The sequence below is a fragment of the Pedobacter sp. GQ55 genome, assembly GCF_059758925.1.
Window position 1 is genome coordinate 38,868 of sequence record NZ_JCAXEI010000018.1, and the last position, 18,200, is coordinate 57,067.

The following is an 18,200-nucleotide window of genomic DNA, read 5'->3' on the forward strand; positions in this document are numbered from 1 at the left end:
CAATCATCATGAAAATTGCTTATTTATATGTCCGGGTAAGTACCGATGAACAGGCTGACAAAGGGTATTCGCAGCGTGACCAACACGAAAGATTAAAAAGGTACTGTGAAATCAATAATGTCCAGATAGGAGGAATAGTTTACGAAGACCATTCTGCTAAGACATTCAAGCGCCCGGCATGGACTGACTTGCTTAAAGATCTCAAAAAGAAAAAGGGTAGGATAGACTACGTCTATTTTACCAAATGGGATCGGTTTAGCCGTAATGCAGGGGATGCCTACATGATGATTAACAAACTTCGCTTATTGGGAGTGGAGCCTCAGGCTATAGAACAGCCATTAGATCTTACAGTTCCCGAAAATAAGATTATGCTTGCTTTTTACCTTGCAGCACCAGAGGTAGAAAATGATCGGCGCGCCTTGAATACAACGCAGGGAATGAGAAGAGCGAAAAAAGAGGGCCGGTACATGGGGGTGGCTCCACTAGGCTATGTCAACAAAACTACCGAAGATGGCAAAAAATACATAGCAATAGTCGAAACAGAGGCCAGTTTAGTCCGGTGGGCATTTGAACAGCTAGCCGAAGGAGAATACGCGACGGATCATATTAGGAAACAGGTAAACAAAAGAGGCCTCAAATGCGGGAGTGCCTATTTTTGGAAAATTGTAAGAAATCCTGTTTATGCAGGCAAGATTGAAGTCCCTAAATACAAAGATGAGGAAGCTTATCTAGTAGATGGTCAACACGAGGGGATTATTTCCGAAGCCTTATATTATAAGGTACAGGATATTTTGAATAGTAGGGCAAAAGGTGCCTATGGACCAAAGATGGTATCGATCGGTTTATTGCCTTTGCGTGGATTGATCGTGTGTCCAGCCTGCGGCCGTATGATGACCGGAAGCGCTTCAAAAGGATATAGCGCTTATTATAACTATTATCATTGTCAGGCAAAATGTAAGACGAGATTTAAAGCCGAGATCACTAATGATGATTTCCTTCTCGTGCTCCAAGGCTTCAAAATTACACCAGAAGCACGGGAGATATTTGAGAACGAATTGATTTGCGAGTCTGATGCTGATAAAAAGAAAAAGAACAGAGTGCAGGTTGGACGCAAGGATATACTACAAGAGATAAATACTATCAATGTACGCCTTGGAGTAGCAAGAAAAAAATATTACTCTGAAGAAACAGATGTTTCAGAGTATAGAAGTTATAAGGCTGAATGTGAGGCTGAAATCAGCAAACTAGAGGCCCAGTTGGTAGTATATTCTGGATCAAGCGGAATTCTTGGGGGCAGGAAATTTAAGCATAGATTTTAGCTAACCTGAATAGGAAAAATTTAACATCTCTGACTCCTCTGGAAGTTGCCCGGAATGCTTTGACTTTAGCATTGAAGGACTCTGCAGATGCATTGGTGGCTCTGCTGATAAAGAAGTTTAAGATATACAGATAATGTGATTGAATTGATCTGGCTACAGTTCTGAAGGATTCGATTTCACATTCATCGACCTGATTATACCACAATGCTAATTTCTTGAATGCCTGTTCTTTGCTTTTGCAGAGTCTGAAAATATCTCCCAGTTTCTGGGAGAGGTTGTAAGCAAATTTAAGCTTAGGGTATCGTTCGAACAATAAATCTGCCCTTAACTTCTGGCTATTGGTCCATTTAATAGGATTTTTAAACAGAAGATACCTGCTTCTTGCCAGCAGTTGTTTTAGTGTGTCTCCATTGGGCAGTACTACGGGCTGATAAGCCGTTTTATTCTCCCTAGCCTTGACAATTGCTTCATTCTCTTTATCGATTGCCTCCCAACGATATTTTATCCTAACCTCCTGGACAGCATCACTGGCGAGTTTCTGTACATGAAAACGATCAATTACCCTATGAGCATTTACAAAACATCGCTTTATAGCAAGCTGCATATTGGCAGCCATATCCATGGTTACCTCCTGTACCCTTTTGCGTAAACGCTCGGGAATCCGCTTCAGTACAGTGATGATGTCTTCAGCAACCGTACCCCTGATCATTGCTACAATAGCACCTTTACGGCCCTTTGCCTCTTTATTGGTTATAATAGTATATAATTCCCCATTGGATAAAGCGGTTTCGTCGATACTCAGACGCGGGCTGAGATTCTTTGTGAACAGCATCCACTGGTCTGCATGATCTTTCTGCTCCCAGCAGTTGTAATCACTGATGTGTTCTTTATATTGTTCCTGCAATTGTTTACCATCTACCTGAAAATAGTGACCTAAATGATAGCAGCTGATCGGATGGTTATCCAAATATTCCTTTTAAAAAAAGCCCGAATTCCGTTGTCATTCGTGCCCCTTTTCTTACTAAATCCCAGTCCCGGCTGATAATCTCTCCGGTGTTTTTGACTGTCCAGCGCCGTCTCTTAATACATAAAGCTACTTTCTGACCTCGAATCGGAAAATCCTGGATACCAACCTCCGGAAAGAATCCTTTAGATTCAAGATCCTTTTTAGCATAGCCTTCAGGGGCGATATTCTTCTCCTCAAGATAAATATTCAGCATCTTTTCTGCTTTATCTACTTGGGTTAACTCAAAATAATCCAGAATGCCTTCTGGCAATAATAAACTGATCAAGGTTTGTTCGGCTTGATTCAAAATGAAAATTGGGCTTTGATTTACTAATGCAAAAGAAAGAATTTATTCCCTTTCCCCCAAGAATTCCGCTTGATCCTATATTCTGGCGTTGTAAAGGGTATAGAAAGCATAGTTAAGGATGCCCTGAATAACCTCGAAAAACTGGAGTATTTATGGAAATCTTATGATTCTGAAGGCAAAAGAAGGCTCGTTAATTCCATATTTAAGGGCAAAATACACTATAATGGAAAGAGTTATCGAACTGATCAGCTAAACGAAGCTATGGAGTGGATGTATCTGAAAAACAATGAGTTAAGTCTGAAAAAAAAGCAGGAAAATGAAGTTTTTCTTCACTTTCCTGCTCAAGTAGCGGGGAGCAGGATCGAACTGCCGACCTCAGGGTTATGAATCCTGCGCTCTAACCATCTGAGCTACCCCGCCGGGCGTCTTTTTTCTAAAGAGTTGCAAATATAGAATAAATTACTTTTCTTTAGAAACAAATATTAAAAAAATAGTCTAATAATTCAGAATATAAGTGTTTAACGATGTCGGAAAAGAAAAAATTTACGTTAGAATATGAATTGAGGTCGTCTCCACGTATTTTATTTAGTTTTATTAGTGAGCCAAATGGACTGTCTCAATGGTTTGCAGATGATGTGATTTTCAGAGATCAAGTATATACTTTCACATGGGACGATGAAATACAGAAAGCAAAGCTGCTTAGCATAAAAGAAAATAAATCTGTAAAATTTAAATGGGTGGAAGATGAGCCACACTGTTATTTTGAAATGGAAATTGTACAGGATGAATTGACAAATGATGTAGCCCTTTCAATAACCGATTTTGCCACTGATGAGACATTAGCCGAGCGTACACTTATTTGGGATAACCAGATTAACTACCTGCACAGTGTAATTGGTGCCTAGTTTTTCAATAGCTTTGTCTACATTTGTATATTGAAAAAGATTCATTTACTTCTACTCAAAGCATTTATAAGGCCCTTCTTCGTCACATTTTTTATTGTGATGTTTATTTTGCTAATGCTTTTTCTATTTAAATATGTTGATGATTTAATAGGAAAAGGATTTGAATGGTATATTATACTTGAGCTAATGTATTATGCCTCTGCGGCAAATGTGTCCATGGCGCTCCCATTGTCCATTTTATTATCATCGATAATGACTTTTGGAACGCTGGGCGAGAACTACGAATTGGTGGCTATTAAATCGGCAGGGTTGTCGTTGCAAAAGGCAATGAGACCTCTTTTTGTGCTCATTATATTTATTGCAATAAGCTCCTTCATATTTTCAGATTATATGCTGCCTAAAGCCAATTTGAAGTATGGATCGCTTTTATGGGATATAACAAACAAAAAGTTATCCTTTTTAATTAAAGAAGGGGTTTTTAATAATAGTATTCCAGGCTATTCCATTAGGGTTAATAAAAAAGGGAATGATGGTGTTTCATTGTATGATGTAATGATTTATGATCATACAAATACAAATGGAATGGCTAAGATCATCATTGCTAAAGAAGGTAAAATGTATAGCAATGATAAGTTCCTTTTTCTAAAGCTAAAAAATGGCGTTAGGTATGAAGAATCGAGTGGCCGTAATACCTATAATAATCCGAGACAGGAGTTAACACGGATGAGATTTACTGAGACTGATCAGAAGTTTGACATTTCGAGTTTTAAAATGAGTCGAACTGATGAGCAGGATTTTAGAAATAACACTCAGATGTTAAATTTAAAGGGCCTGACAAGGAAAAGAGACTCCTTAACCAATGAGCTGGATAGTGTAAATAAGTTCTCCTCAACCACTATAAATAGCTATTACAGACAAAATAACTACTCTAAGGGATATACCGCTGTTAAAACCCCAGCAAAAGTAATAAAGGGAGACATTTTGAAAATGCTTCCTGAGAAACAGAGATTGGCAATTATTCAGAGTGCTTTGGACCTGGCAACTTCAGTAAAACAAACAACCTCTGGACGGGTTACGGACTATGAGGATAGAACAAGAAGTATAATAAAAGTACAATTGGAATATCAGAGAAAGTTTACACTTGCCGTGTCCTGTCTCTTATTGTTCTTTATTGGAGCACCACTGGGGGCTATTATAAGGAAAGGTGGACTTGGTTTGCCCGTGGTAATGGCTATTGTGTTTTTTCTTTTGTACCATATCATCGCTACCGTTTCTGAAAAATCTGCAACAACAGGATCTTTAAGGCCTTTCTTTGGAATGTGGCTTGCAATATTTATTTTATCGCCCCTGGGCGCATTCTTAACTTATAAGGCAACAGTGGATTCTGCTTTATTTGATGTAGGATATTTTAAACAAATATTTACAAATCTCTTTAAAAAGAAAAAGCCAAATATTAACAATCAATAATATTTATATCCTTTAACGGGGGTAAATGCCTAATATTCATTACTTATTTATGATAGTTTATAGCGTAATATTGGTTTTGAAGATTGTAACTTTGCACCGTAAATCTTACTAATTAATCAGGCCACTTATTAGTTACTTGATTATTGATATATTCAGAAAAATGGAAATCAAACTAGATACAATAGAAGAAGCTATTGCAGAAATAAAAGCGGGTAAAGCTATTATTGTTGTAGATGACGAAGATAGGGAGAATGAAGGTGATTTTATTACTGCCGCCGCCAACGCTACTCCTGAAATGATAAATTTTATGGCTACCTATGGCCGAGGCTTAATCTGCGCCCCTTTAACAGAAGAAAGATGTGACGAGTTAGGTTTAGATCTAATGGTGGGGAAAAATACCGCTGCCTATGAAACTAACTTTACTGTTTCTGTTGATTTAAGAGGTCATGGTTGTACAACCGGTATTTCTGCATCCGACAGATCAAAAACCATTAAGGCTTTAATCGATCCAAATATCGATCCGACAGAATTGGGTAGGCCAGGTCACATTTTCCCATTAAGATCGAAAGACGGTGGGGTACTAAGACGTTCGGGACATACCGAAGCATCTGTGGATTTAGCCAAACTTGCAGGCATGGAACCTGCTGGTGTATTGGTTGAGATTATGAAGGATGATGGAGAGATGGCCAGATTGCCTGACCTAATTAAAATTGCGGCACAACATCAACTTAAAATAATTAGTATAAAAGATCTTATTGCATATAGATTAAGCAAGGAGAGTCTAATAGAGCAGGAAGTTACGGTAAATCTACCGACTCAATGGGGCGATTTTAAGATGACAGCATATACCCAGATAGATACAGGAGCCACACATCTGGCAATTAGTAAAGGTGAGTGGACTATAGATGAACCTGTGCTAACAAGAGTACATAGTTCTTGTGTTACGGGTGATATTTTTGGATCGTGCAGATGCGATTGTGGCCCTCAATTGCACAAAGCAATGGAGATGATTGATAAAGAAGGTAAAGGAGTAATCGTTTATATGAATCAAGAGGGCAGGGGTATAGGACTTGTTAATAAATTACGTTCATATAACCTACAAGATGCCGGCCTGGATACTGTTGAAGCGAATATAAAATTGGGTTTCAAAGGAGATGAAAGAGATTACGGAGTCGGAGCTCAGATACTAAGAGCGCAAGGCATTACTAAAATGAGACTGATGTCTAATAATCCTACTAAACGCGCCGGTTTAATTGGCTATGGTTTAGAGATTGTAGAAAATATTCCAATTGAAATAGAAAGTAATATTCATAATGAGCAATATCTTAAAACAAAACGTGATAAGATGGGGCATCAAATAATGAAAGGCTAAAAAAAAGTAGGTTATAAAATAACCTACTTTTTTTTGTTCTTTTTTTCTGGAGGAACAGCTTCTTTGTTGACTGGCTGTTTATTAACAGGAGGTGTCTTTTTCTCCTCCTCAGCCTTCTTTTTCAAGTTTCGGTTGTATTTGCCTGATATTCTTTGAACAAACTCTCTAAAGCTATCAAATTGCTGCGTATAGATTAGGCCTAAAGATGTTACATTGTTATTTTGGCTTATACCTGTGTTAAAGAAAGTGTTTTGTTGTGTAGGAGGTTTATTGGCAAGCTTGCCTACTAAAGTTCCATCCTTTTTAATTAAGGCTAAAACTTCAACTTCTCCACCTACGTTATTTCTTGTAAAGCCAATTGGCGACAAATCGTTTGTACTACGTTTATCTACAATTCCAGCATTTAAAACTACGCGATCATTAAAAAATCTAAAAGAAGCATTTGCTTCACTCAAAGAGCGGATATTAATATCCACAAAATCAAGGTTGAGTGAAGATAAGACATTATTAAACTGATTAAACAAAAGTTCTGTAGCTGTACTTGCTACTCCTGATGTTAATTGCTTGCCGAGAGCCTCTTTTCCTGTTCCAGGAGCAAAACTACGTCTTATAATCAAACTAAGCGCCTGAAGGTTCCTGTTGTTGTCGTCATTAAAATAAGATTGCATCTCTTCTTTAATGGCAGGATTTGACGGAAAGAATATATCAAGTTTAATATCCGGCTTTAATAATGAACCGGTTAAACCCATTTCTACTTCAGTAAGTACGCGCTCGTTGGCATTATTGCCGCCATCTCTATTCGCGGCAGTATAGAGGTCGCTCAGCCCTGCACGAAGAGAGTAAATTGCCTTTAAATTTATTTGTGCAGTTGTGGGGTTCCCCGTCCACCGGATAGTACCACCCTGTCTGATGTTGAATTTCTTATTTATAATTTCCTGAGCAGTAAAATCAAAACTTCCTGATTCAATGATATAATCACCTGACATCTCAAAATCACCAAGACTATTAATGTTAAGCGCTAAATTTTTAGAGTAGCCTTTACCACTCAGATTTCCTAGAGTGGTATAGATATTTGCAGTGCTATTTGCATCAACCTCAAGTTTCAGGTTCATTGTAAGTCCGTCAAAACTGGTTTGTTTTTTTACAACCTTAGTGGTGTCCTTATTTACAAATGTTATAAAATCTTTATTTGATACGGTCTCAGAGCTGTTTAGTGGAAGGTTAAAAATTGTACCTTTTTCTGTCTTGGCATTAATGTCTATAAATAATTTATTTGTTGGTCCTTTAAATCTGAAGGTACCTGTTCCATAAGCTTTTCCAAAATATATCGGGTTGTCTTTTTCCGTAGTATTTAAAGCCATGAAATCTTTAGCATTAATATCAATATCTAGCGTGGGTATATTGATGTTATTGAGGTCAACCGTACCATTTGCGATGGCCTGGTTATCATCAACATCAAGCAACTTCAAGTCATTGATTTTAATAATGCTGTTCTCAACATCTACCTGGTCGTTTAGCGTATATCTTGTTTTGAGGTAATTAACAGTCACTTCCGCTTTGTCAAAAGATACCTGCCCGTTAATTGCCGGTTTTTCAAATGGACCTGTAACCGTCAAAGATGATGAAATATGACCTTTAAGATCTGATACAAGCTCATTAACAAACGGTTCCAAAACAGCCAATTCACTTTTATCAAGTTTTACGCTTATATCCATTTCTTTCTTTTCCAGATCAAGGACGCCCAAAGCCCGAAGTGTTTCTCTGTCGGAAGAAACAATGTTAGTGAAAATGTTAGCCACATTATTTTCACGATCATAAGAGGAAGTATCGGTCAAATTACCAATATGAGTATTATTAAAGGTTAAAGAATCTATTTTTAGATTATCGGATATCTTAGGAGATTTTAGAATATTATATAGTTTGGTTTCTCCATTAACGTTACCTGCTAGCTGTACACCGAATGCCTTAACAAATGGATTTATTGTTTTTAAGCTAAATTCTTTAAATCCGACTAGAAGTAAATCTTTTGGATCGTCGGACAGAATACCATCAATAGTTAGGAGCTGATTTCCATTGCTTAAGTCAAAATTCGTAATCTCCGTTTTCCCTTCGTGAAAATTAATTCTCACTTTTTCCTGAATCTTCCAGTCCTCATTATTTACCTTAAGCTCAGACGGGAGTATGCTTACTCTGGCGGTTGTGTCGTTTGAAAATTCCACCAATCCATTTAAATCCAGTTGGTTTGCATCATCTGAGTTGGCGAGTTTTAAGTTGAGAGACAGACTATCGTTTCTCAATACGTTTGATATGTTGACATTCTTAATGTACAAACTGTCATTTAAGTCAACTCTATCAGATGTTATAATGGCTTGTAGTTGATCTGCCGAAGTATTCTCATCAATAATAATATTGTTTGCTATAATGCCTTTGTATTTTAGTTTTTTTACAAAACCATTTAATGTGGCTATGTTGTTTGGAGAATCAAAATTACCAATAAAAACCGCTTGATCATCGATTTCTAAACCCGGAGCAAGAAGTTCTGCAATGGGCTCAAACCTTTTTATTTTTAGATTGAACTGAAAGATCTGGTCTCCATATGGAAGAATGGTAGTTTTTAGGGATGGTATGTACTTCTTCGCCAATGCCTTATAGTACGATGGGATGGTGTTTAAGTTGTATTGCCCTTTTAAGCTGGCATCCAGAATATCTGAATGAATGGTAAGGTCCCTGTCTTTTCCTATACCTGCAGCCTTTAGTTCTACAGAATCAATATTGTAAATACCTTTCACATTGTCTAACCTAATTTGTTGAATTAGAAGTTTACCCTGTATATTATTTAGGTTAGTGCCCGAAAAATTGGTGCTAAAAGTAGCATCAATTTTTAAAGAGTCCTTATATAATTTTAAGGCCTTTAGCTTTGCATTGTTTATTTGAGCTTTAAAATTAAATACTGGCAACTTAGGGTTTAGATTTACCCCGCCATCAAAAACAAGCTGAACATTTTTGTCATTAATTTGCAGGCGTCCGTCGAAATATTTTTTATCAAAGGTTCCGTCAATTTTAACGTTTCTATACCTATACTGATTAAAGTCGATGTAATCTATATCTCCATTTAGCTTTTCGGAGAGATTTTTTATTTCTGTGCCCCTGCCTTCCACATTTAAGGAAGCAGATATTCGACCAAGGTCATTCTCATCTAAAAGATTTCCCAAATTAAAATCGTAGGCTTTAACATTACCTGAATAAGAGGGAACGCCCTTCTTATCTATTTTCATATTAACATCAGAAACCAATCTGCCTAGTTTAGTCTTAAACTCTCCATAGGCAATAAAATCGTTTTGGAATCCGGTAAATGAGCCATTAAAATTGATGTTGCCAAATTTGCCGACAACTACAGGGATCACTTTGGTCTTTTTTCCGGTTGTGCTTGTTAATATCTCCTCCAGATCCGCTTTATTTGTTCCTGCCATCTCTATTTTAAGATCCATAAAAGTCTCTTTGAGATTTGGCAGTCCTTTTACAATAAAGTCTCCTTTTATATAAGTTGCTTTTCCGGCTTTAACTGACAACTTTTTTGCTTTAAGATTATTAACCAAACCCGTAACCCTTCCATCAACTTCAATTTCAAGGTTCATTTGATCCAATTCCGGAGCAAAATAGGCAACATCGCGCGATGCTAAATAGCTGTTCTTGAAATTGGCTTTCATTCTTACTTTATTCACATAATCTCTAAAGTCGCGGTATTTATCAAACCGCATTTGAAAGTAATCAGACAACCTGCTTTTATTGGTAACCAGCATCAAGTTTTTCAATTCTATGCTATTGGTGTCCACAGTAGTAAAAGCAGTCAGGTTTTTTAAATAAAACCCACTCTTTTCCTTAAATGTCAAATTTTTAATGTCAGCCTGGAGAATATGATCAGTAGTATTTAATTTTTCAAAAATTCCGTTAAAGCTGGTCAGGTATATATCATCAAAGTTCACCCCCTTCATAACAGTATCCACTCTTTGGTTTTTGTATTTAAAGCTGATGTTGTTCAGAATAATCCTGTCAAATGATATTTCGTACGGTTTCTTTTTAGTTTTAACTGTGGGGGTGCCGGAGTCAAAGTAATCGATAATAAAATCAAGGTTCGTAGATCTGTCTTTATATGATTTTAAATAAAAAGAACCGTTATTAATTTGCACAGTGTTAATATCAACTATTCGTTTTTTAAGCGAAATCTGATTGATGTCCACTAAAAATTTAGGTGTATTAAGTATGGTATCTTTCTGCCGATCCAATACAAGCAGGTTTTCTATTACTACATACTTAAAAGGTTTTATATATATACCGGTTAAAGAAATGGTTGTATTAAGCTCTTTGGATAGGTATGCTGCCGCTTTTTTAGCTACGAAAGTCTGAATAGGCTTAAATTGGATTGCAAATAGAATGACACCAGCAAGTAATAATACTGATGCAACGACCCAAAGAAGTATTTTTAATAGTTTTTTAATAATTTTGTAGCTTAATAATAATAAACGTGTCTGTAATACTTGCTATAGAATCTTCCTGCGATGAAACCTCCGTTGCTATATGTAACAACGGCAAAATTACTGCCAATGTTATTGCAAACCAAACAATTCATCAAAATTATGGAGGTGTAATTCCTGAGCTAGCTTCAAGGGTACATCAACAAAATATCGTGCCAGTAATACAACAGGCATTAAGTGATGCTAAAGTTAATAAAAAGGAACTAAATGCAGTCGCTTTTACACAGGGGCCTGGATTATTAGGCTCATTGTTAGTAGGTGTTTCCTTTGCAAAATCATTTGCACTTGCTTTAGATTTACCTTTAATTTCGGTAAATCATATGCACGCTCATATTCTGGCGCATTTTATTGATGATCCAAAGCCTAATTTCCCCTTCATTTGCTTAACCGTATCTGGCGGACACACTCAAATTGTGGTGATAAAAAGTCATTTCGATATGGAGATAGTGGGTGAAACTTTAGATGACGCAGCAGGTGAGGCTTTTGATAAAACCGCGAAAATTCTAAATTTACCTTATCCTGGTGGGCCACTTATAGATAAGTATGCTAAAGAGGGAAACCCATTGGCGTATAAATTCGGGGAGCCTCAGATCAAAGATTTGAATTACAGCTTTAGCGGATTTAAAACCTCTATTTTGTATTTTATCAGAAATCAGGAAAAGGAAAATCCTAACTTTGTTTCTGAGCATTTAAGCGATATTTGTGCCTCGGTTCAGCATAGTATAGTGCATATATTGCTTAATAAACTAAAGAAAGCCGCTAAGCAGTATGGAATTAAGGAGATCGCGATAGCAGGAGGAGTATCTGCAAATAGTGGGTTAAGAGCAGGCTTAACGACTTTGGCAGAGGAGCTAAATTGGAACGTATACATACCGGCATTTGAATATTGTACCGATAATGCGGCTATGATTGCTATTGCAGGTTATTATAAATATTTAAATAAGGATTTTGTGGAACAAGATGTTGCACCTTTGTCCAGAATGGAATTTTAATATATAAAAAGTATAATTATGGGTACAATGAGTTTTGTTTTCTTTGGGTTAATGCTATTGCCATTAATCATCTTTTTAATCTGGTTAATTAAAAAGGATAAAAACAGAAACTATTTAGGGCTTGTGGTTTTGGTGGCAATGGCTATTATCGCGATTATTGCAATTGTCAGGTTTGACGAGCATTTTATGGAGAAGAACACTCCGGGTATGGCACCAGATAGTCAAGCCCCTAGCTATAAGTAAAAAAGTCTTGAATAAAGAAGGGGTATTTCTTTATTGAAAATACCCCTTCTTGTATATTTTAAATATGATCTAAGCTTTATCTTCTAGTTTATCGCCGGTTACTTCAGCTCTAATTTTAGCTTCAATCTCTTCAGATAGTTCTGGATTGTCAAGTAATAACTGTTTAACTGCATCTCTACCTTGACCAAGTTTTGTATCTCCGTAAGAAAACCAAGAACCTGCTTTTTTGATGATATTAAAATCCACACCTAAGTCGATAATTTCACCGGTCTTAGATATACCTTCTCCAAACATAATGTCAAACTCCGCAATGCGGAAAGGTGGGGCAACTTTATTTTTAACAATTTTTACTTTAACCCTGTTACCTGCAACTTCATCAGAGTCTTTAATTTGAGAAGTTCTTCTGATATCTAAACGAACAGATGCATAGAATTTTAATGCATTTCCACCAGTAGTTGTCTCCGGGTTTCCAAACATTACACCAATTTTTTCGCGTAATTGGTTAATGAATATACAGCAACATCCGGTTTTAGAGATTGTTCCTGTTAATTTACGTAGCGCTTGTGACATTAAACGAGCTTGAAGCCCCATTCTAGAGTCACCCATTTCTCCTTCAATTTCAGCTTTAGGAACCAAAGCAGCAACAGAGTCAATAACGATCACATCAATTGCACCTGATCGGATTAGATTATCAGCAATTTCTAAAGCTTGTTCACCATTATCTGGTTGTGATATCAATAAATTATCTACGTCTACACCTAATTTTTTTGCATAGCCTTTATCAAAAGCATGTTCGGCATCAATAATAGCAGCTAAGCCACCTTTTTTTTGTGCTTCAGCAATAATATGAGTCGCTAAAGTTGTTTTACCTGAAGATTCAGGGCCATATATTTCAATAACCCTTCCTTTAGGTACTCCGCCAATCCCTAAGGCAATATCTAAACTAATAGATCCTGTCGAAATAGATTCTATCGGTTCTACAGCATTGTCACCCAATTTCATAACGGTACCTTTACCATATGATTTTTCCAACTTATCCAAAGTAAGTTGTAATGCTTTTAATTTGTCTGCGTTTGTGCTCATATTATTAAATTCTGTAAGAAAGTAACTACTTACATTTCTTAACGTAAAATGATTTTCTTTTTACTAATTATATTAGCAAATATAACTATTATTTAATTTAAAATAACAAATAAAATTATTATTTTTTTATCGTCGTTGCTGAATCACTAAGTATTTTAGTTATTTTATTATTGTTTTGATAATATTTACAGAAACTTGTGATTTCGCAAATACTGCATTTTGGAGATCTGGCTAAGCAAACATACCTGCCGTGTAATATCAGCCAATGATGTGCAACATGTATTGTTTCTTCCGGCAAATTCTTTACTAAATCCTTTTCAACAGCTAAAGGAGTTTTTCCGATAGTTAATCCAATTCGGTTCGCAACTCTAAAAACATGCGTATCTACAGCCATGGCAGGTGCATTATAGATAACTGACGCAATTACGTTCGCCGTTTTTCTTCCAACGCCAGGCATTTTTTGCAAATCATTTATATCAGATGGGACCTCGTTGTTAAAATCGTTAAGCAACATCTGGGCCATACCAACTAAGTGCTTCGCTTTATTATTTGGGTAGCTAACACTTCTAATGTAATCAAATACGATGTCGGGTGTAACATCAGCCAATGCTTTAGCATCAGGAAAACGTTGAAATAATGCAGGAGTTACCTGATTTATTCTTTTGTCAGTGCATTGAGCAGATAATATTACTGCCACAAGTAATTGGAACGGATTGTTGTAGTGTAATTCTGTTTCGGCATCTGGCTGCCTGGCAGAAAAATGAGACACAAAAAGTTTATATCTTTCTTTTTTGAGCATTTGCAAACTTATATAATTTTGCCTTTAATTTTCAATTTTGCACAAATTGAATCCCTGTCAAAGCACTTAACCTAAATTTCATTTTAACGATATTCTTGTCTTTTAAAACGGGCAAAAGGTTTTTTTTTATTTTCTTAAATGAAATGAATTTCGATTAGAGGCATAAAAAAAAGCTGCCAAATCTTTGGCAGCTTTAATTCGTTCGTAAATTACTTGGCTCTTGAGTAGGCTAAAATCTTCGAAATCGTTGTCTCAGAAGGGTTTTTAGCTAAGCTGTCCAGCTGTGGTTTAATGTTCTCATAGAACGATAAATCCTGTGGTTCAACATCATCTGCAGGAACTGTTTCCTGTTTTTTCTGTCCGTAATTTAATTTGTTAACTGAAGTAGAGGTTTCCATCATAAGCAATAAGCGTATATTAGTTTTACTAAATAACGCTATTATTATTAATTTATTTTAACCCTAACAACAATTTTTTATATTTTCTTTTTTTGGCTATATCAGGATATTTCTTTGACCTTCATCATCTTCCGAAGATTGCTCAAAGCATACCTCATACGCCCTAAAGCGGTATTAATACTTACGTCAGTTAAATCGGCTATTTCCTTAAAACTTAGATCGGCATAGTGACGCATGATCAACACTTCTTTCTGATCATCGGGCAACAAATGAATCATGGCTCTTAGATCAAAATGAGTTTGTTCTCTCAAAATTCTGTCTTCGGCGCTTTCTTCATGAAACTGAAGCATGTTAAATACGTCAGTACCATCAGCGCTTGTAATTACAGGCCCCCGTTTTTCGCGTCTAAAGTAATCTATCACCAGGTTATGCGCAATACGCATTACCCATGGTAAGAATTTACCTTCTTCGTTATAACGTCCAGATCGTAACGTGTTAATTACCTTAATAAAGGCATCCTGAAATATGTCTTCAGCCAAATACTGGTCTTTAACCAATAAATAGATTGAGGTATAAATTTTTGATTTGTGTCTTCTTAAAAGTTCTTCCAAAACGGCTTCATCACCGGTAAGGTACAACTTCACCAAATCTTGATCACTATATTGTTGTAATTTCATAGGAGTATCCTAACTAAATTCCCTTGCTTTAAATGCTAAAAAATACTTAGTAGATGTTTGTTTCGATATAATTTCTCCTATTGTTTTTTAAGATGGTGGTGTGTTTTGTTCAGTTAATATATTTCAAAAGAAGCATTTTTTTATTAGAATTCAATAGAAAAAGTGTTAAAAAAAAATAAAAGTGGTCTCAGAGCCTTATTTTTGCATTCTCCCAAAAAACCAAATATTCGTTTTTTGGGGTATATTAGCAATATTCTATCACGAAATCAATGAGCAACGAAATCGACAAAGATCCACACAAAAATATTATCATAAAAGGTGCCAGAGTTCACAACCTAAAGAATATAGATGTAGCCATCCCCAAAAATAAGCTGGTTGTAATAACCGGAATGTCGGGGTCGGGCAAGTCATCTTTGGCATTCGATACACTCTATGCTGAAGGTCAGAGGAGATACGTAGAAAGCTTATCTTCTTATGCTCGTCAGTTTATGGGAAGAATGAATAAGCCTGATGTCGATTATATAAAAGGAATTGCTCCGGCTATTGCTATTGAACAAAAAGTAATCACCTCAAATCCCAGGTCAACTGTAGGGACCTCAACAGAAATTTACGATTATCTTAAGCTTCTGTTTTCCAGAATAGGTAAAACATATTCTCCGGTTTCCGGTAAGGTGGTAAAAAAAGATACAGTTACCACAGTTGTTGATTTTATATCTAGTTTGGAGGATGAAAGTACAGTCACAATATTTTGTCCCTTATTTCCGCACAATAACAGATCAGTAAAAGAAGAACTTGCCGTACTCTTACAAAAGGGATTTCTTAGGATTTCATATCAGGACAAAGTTCATAAGATTGAAACGATCCTTGAGGATGAGACCTTTAAAGATTTCGAATTAAAAGACGAAAATACGATCAGGATCCTGATTGATCGTATTGTTGTCAACTCCGATGAGGAGACATTAAGCCGTATTGCTGACTCCGTACAAACAGCCTTCTTTGAAGGAAAGGGAGATTGTTATGTAGAGCATGAGGGTAAATTAACAAACTTCTGCGACCGTTTTGAACTTGATGGTATTCGCTTTGATGAGCCTACACCAAATTTCTTTAGCTTCAATAACCCATACGGCGCCTGCAAAAGGTGTGAAGGGTATGGAAACGTAATTGGAATAGATGAAGATTTAGTTATTCCTGATAAAAGCAAAAGCGTTTTTGATAATGCAATTGCACCATGGCGTGGCGAAAAAATGAAGGAATGGCTAAACAAACTTGTTAAAACCTCTTCCAAATTTGATTTCCCGATTCATAGACCATTTAATGAATTAACCGAAAAGGAACAGAAATTATTGTGGACTGGTAATAAGTATTTTGAAGGTCTAGATGCCTTTTTTAAAGAGTTGGAAGAGCAGACCTTTAAAATTCAATATCGCGTAATGTTATCTCGCTACAGAGGGAAAACATCATGTCCTGATTGCAAAGGCTCTCGATTACGCAAAGATGCGTCTTATGTAAAGATCAATGACAAGTCGATTATTGACATTGTTTTGATGCCTTTATCCACCATACTTGATTTCTTTGATAATTTAAACCTTTCGTCAAATGACGAGAAAATAGCCAAGCGTTTACTGGCCGAGGTTAGCAGTCGTGTGCTATACCTTAATAATGTTGGCCTGGGCTATTTAACGCTCAACAGGTTGTCTAATACCCTTTCTGGTGGCGAATCTCAACGTATTAACCTGGCTACCTCTTTAGGGAGTAGTTTGGTAGGTTCTATTTATGTGCTTGATGAACCAAGTATAGGATTACATCCAAGAGACACGAATAAGCTTATAGAGGTATTGGTGTCGCTTAGGAATGTAGGGAATACCGTTCTTGTAGTAGAGCACGAAGAAGAAATGATGAAAGCCGCCGACCATATTATTGATATCGGTCCGGAAGCCGGAACGCATGGCGGTAACCTGGTTTTTAGTGGTACCTACGAACAGATCATAAAGGATAAAAAAAGTTTAACGGGTAAATACCTTTCCGGCGAAGAACAAATCTCCGTTCCTAAAAAAAGAAGAGGCTGGAAAGATCATATTCTAATTAAAGGAGCCAGAGAGAATAACCTTAAAAATATAGATGTAAAGTTTCCTTTAGGGGTATTCACCGTCGTGAGTGGTGTTTCCGGATCTGGAAAAACAAGCCTGATCAAGAAAATACTGTACCCTGCGCTGCAAAAAGCAATAGGGAATTATGCAGGAGAGCAAACCGGAGCCTATGACGGTATCTACGGGAATTACGAGCTGGTTAGTCAGGTTGAAATGGTGGACCAGAATCCAATTGGCCGATCATCAAGATCAAATCCGGTAACCTATGTGAAAGCCTGGGACGATGTAAGGGCTTTATTTTCGGCATTGCCCGCAGCTAAAGCCTCCGGATTAAAGCCTGCAGCTTTCTCATTTAATGTTGAGGGTGGTCGTTGCGATGTTTGTCAGGGAGAGGGAGAGGTGAAAATAGAGATGCAGTTTATGGCTGATATTTACCTGCCATGCGAAACTTGCGGAGGCCGAAGATTTAAGCAACAAGTACTTGATATAACCTATCTGGATAAAAACGTTGCAGACATTCTGGATTTAACAATCGAAGAAGCAGTGGATTTCTTTAAAAACGAACCCAAAATTTTAAACAAACTACAGCCTCTGGTAGATGTAGGCTTAGGTTATGTGCATTTGGGCCAATCTTCTAATACACTTTCTGGTGGAGAGGCACAGCGTATCAAGCTTGCTTCATTCTTAATCAAAGGGAATAATGCCAATAAAACGTTATTTATTTTTGATGAACCGACCACAGGATTGCATTTTCATGATATTAAAAAACTTTTAATTGCCCTTAATACCTTAATAGAGCAGGGGAATACAATTTTGGTAATAGAACATAATATGGACATGATAAAATCTGCTGACTGGGTAATAGACATTGGTCCTGAGGGAGGAGATAAAGGTGGTAACATTGTTTTTGAAGGTACTCCTGAAGATCTTTTACCAGTAAAATCATCTTACACTGCTAAGTATTTAAAAGCACATTTGAAATAATTGTATCTTCGCGCATGCTTTTTTTAACA

At 36.6% G+C, this 18,200-nt stretch carries 14 protein-coding genes and 1 tRNA gene; 7 read left to right on the plus strand and 8 right to left on the minus strand.

Annotated features, from left to right (window positions below; translation table 11 throughout):
- Window positions 1-8: 8 nt before the first annotated feature.
- Entirely contained in the window at window positions 9-1,319 is a 1,311-nt protein-coding gene (locus AC6CH7_RS25730; RefSeq protein ID WP_498265429.1) for a recombinase family protein, read from the plus strand.
- On the opposite strand, the gene AC6CH7_RS25735 is transcribed toward AC6CH7_RS25730, so the two are convergent.
- From AC6CH7_RS25735 to AC6CH7_RS25745, 3 genes are all read right to left on the minus strand, one after another.
- On the minus strand, window positions 1,303-2,286 hold the full coding sequence (locus AC6CH7_RS25735) for an ISAon1 family transposase (RefSeq protein WP_498265430.1): 984 nt from the start codon (window positions 2,284-2,286) through the stop codon (window positions 1,303-1,305). The genes AC6CH7_RS25730 and AC6CH7_RS25735 overlap by 17 nt on opposite strands.
- On the minus strand, window positions 2,279-2,632 hold the full coding sequence (locus tag AC6CH7_RS25740) for an ISAon1 family transposase N-terminal region protein (protein WP_498265431.1): 354 nt from the start codon (window positions 2,630-2,632) through the stop codon (window positions 2,279-2,281). Before AC6CH7_RS25740 ends, AC6CH7_RS25735 begins: the two co-directional genes overlap by 8 nt.
- A gap of 346 nt (window positions 2,633-2,978) precedes the next feature.
- Window positions 2,979-3,052: transfer RNA gene (locus AC6CH7_RS25745), tRNA-Met, on the minus strand.
- A 104-nt stretch (window positions 3,053-3,156) separates the two neighbouring features.
- On the opposite strand from AC6CH7_RS25745, the gene AC6CH7_RS25750 reads away from it, so the two are divergent.
- The 3 genes from AC6CH7_RS25750 to AC6CH7_RS25760 all read left to right on the plus strand — a co-directional run bounded on the left by AC6CH7_RS25750 (window position 3,157) and on the right by AC6CH7_RS25760 (window position 6,376).
- Entirely contained in the window at window positions 3,157-3,537 is a 381-nt protein-coding gene (locus AC6CH7_RS25750; protein ID WP_048906413.1) for an START-like domain-containing protein, read from the plus strand.
- 30 nt (window positions 3,538-3,567) lie between these two features.
- Window positions 3,568-5,004, plus strand: coding sequence for an LptF/LptG family permease (locus tag AC6CH7_RS25755; protein WP_498265432.1), 1,437 nt, complete (start codon window positions 3,568-3,570; stop codon window positions 5,002-5,004).
- 160 nt (window positions 5,005-5,164) lie between these two features.
- Entirely contained in the window at window positions 5,165-6,376 is a 1,212-nt protein-coding gene (locus AC6CH7_RS25760; protein WP_498265433.1) for a bifunctional 3,4-dihydroxy-2-butanone-4-phosphate synthase/GTP cyclohydrolase II, read from the plus strand.
- Window positions 6,377-6,399: 23 nt separating this feature from the next.
- Here AC6CH7_RS25760 and AC6CH7_RS25765 read toward each other — a convergent pair whose 3' ends face one another.
- Window positions 6,400-10,659, minus strand: a complete 4,260-nt coding sequence (locus tag AC6CH7_RS25765; protein WP_498265434.1) for a translocation/assembly module TamB domain-containing protein — start codon at window positions 10,657-10,659, stop codon at window positions 6,400-6,402.
- Between the two features lie 239 nt (window positions 10,660-10,898).
- Between AC6CH7_RS25765 and tsaD the strand changes: the two genes are divergently transcribed.
- Together tsaD and AC6CH7_RS25775 are read left to right on the plus strand one after the other, a co-directional pair.
- Window positions 10,899-11,900 (plus strand): tRNA (adenosine(37)-N6)-threonylcarbamoyltransferase complex transferase subunit TsaD, encoded by a 1,002-nt coding sequence (gene tsaD, locus AC6CH7_RS25770; protein WP_498265435.1) that lies wholly within the window; start codon window positions 10,899-10,901, stop codon window positions 11,898-11,900.
- 18 nt (window positions 11,901-11,918) lie between these two features.
- Window positions 11,919-12,143: a hypothetical protein gene (locus tag AC6CH7_RS25775; protein ID WP_498265436.1), complete on the plus strand. Its 225-nt coding sequence runs from the start codon at window positions 11,919-11,921 to the stop codon at window positions 12,141-12,143.
- 69 nt (window positions 12,144-12,212) lie between these two features.
- Here the strand turns inward: AC6CH7_RS25775 and recA are convergent, their stop codons facing one another.
- The 4 genes from recA to AC6CH7_RS25795 form a co-directional block, all read right to left on the minus strand.
- Window positions 12,213-13,226, minus strand: coding sequence for a recombinase RecA (recA, locus tag AC6CH7_RS25780; RefSeq protein WP_498265437.1), 1,014 nt, complete (start codon window positions 13,224-13,226; stop codon window positions 12,213-12,215).
- Window positions 13,227-13,344: 118 nt separating this feature from the next.
- On the minus strand, window positions 13,345-14,025 hold the full coding sequence (gene nth, locus AC6CH7_RS25785; RefSeq protein ID WP_498265438.1) for an endonuclease III: 681 nt from the start codon (window positions 14,023-14,025) through the stop codon (window positions 13,345-13,347).
- A gap of 209 nt (window positions 14,026-14,234) precedes the next feature.
- Window positions 14,235-14,426 carry a hypothetical protein gene (locus AC6CH7_RS25790; protein ID WP_152542359.1) on the minus strand — a complete coding sequence of 64 codons (192 nt, stop codon included), beginning with the start codon at window positions 14,424-14,426 and terminating at the stop codon, window positions 14,235-14,237.
- A 98-nt stretch (window positions 14,427-14,524) separates the two neighbouring features.
- Entirely contained in the window at window positions 14,525-15,100 is a 576-nt protein-coding gene (locus AC6CH7_RS25795) for an RNA polymerase sigma factor (protein WP_048906404.1), read from the minus strand.
- Between the two features lie 269 nt (window positions 15,101-15,369).
- Between AC6CH7_RS25795 and uvrA the strand changes: the two genes are divergently transcribed.
- The gene (uvrA, locus tag AC6CH7_RS25800; RefSeq protein ID WP_498265439.1) at window positions 15,370-18,171 is read left to right on the plus strand and encodes an excinuclease ABC subunit UvrA; all 2,802 of its coding nucleotides are present in this window, start codon (window positions 15,370-15,372) and stop codon (window positions 18,169-18,171) included.
- Window positions 18,172-18,200: the final 29 nt, after the last annotated feature.

Excerpts from the sequence above, each read along its gene's own strand:
- AC6CH7_RS25730 (WP_498265429.1), top strand. The coding sequence starts at position 9 with ATGAAAATTGCTTATTTATATGTCCGGGTAAGTACCGATGAACAGGCT.
- AC6CH7_RS25750 (WP_048906413.1), top strand. The coding sequence starts at position 3,157 with ATGTCGGAAAAGAAAAAATTTACGTTAGAATATGAATTGAGGTCGTCT.
- AC6CH7_RS25760 (WP_498265433.1), top strand. The coding sequence starts at position 5,165 with ATGGAAATCAAACTAGATACAATAGAAGAAGCTATTGCAGAAATAAAA.
- AC6CH7_RS25775 (WP_498265436.1), top strand. The coding sequence starts at position 11,919 with ATGGGTACAATGAGTTTTGTTTTCTTTGGGTTAATGCTATTGCCATTA.
- recA (WP_498265437.1), bottom strand. The coding sequence starts at position 13,226 with ATGAGCACAAACGCAGACAAATTAAAAGCATTACAACTTACTTTGGAT.
- nth (WP_498265438.1), bottom strand. The coding sequence starts at position 14,025 with ATGCTCAAAAAAGAAAGATATAAACTTTTTGTGTCTCATTTTTCTGCC.
- AC6CH7_RS25790 (WP_152542359.1), bottom strand. The coding sequence starts at position 14,426 with ATGATGGAAACCTCTACTTCAGTTAACAAATTAAATTACGGACAGAAA.
- AC6CH7_RS25795 (WP_048906404.1), bottom strand. The coding sequence starts at position 15,100 with ATGAAATTACAACAATATAGTGATCAAGATTTGGTGAAGTTGTACCTT.
- uvrA (WP_498265439.1), top strand. The coding sequence starts at position 15,370 with ATGAGCAACGAAATCGACAAAGATCCACACAAAAATATTATCATAAAA.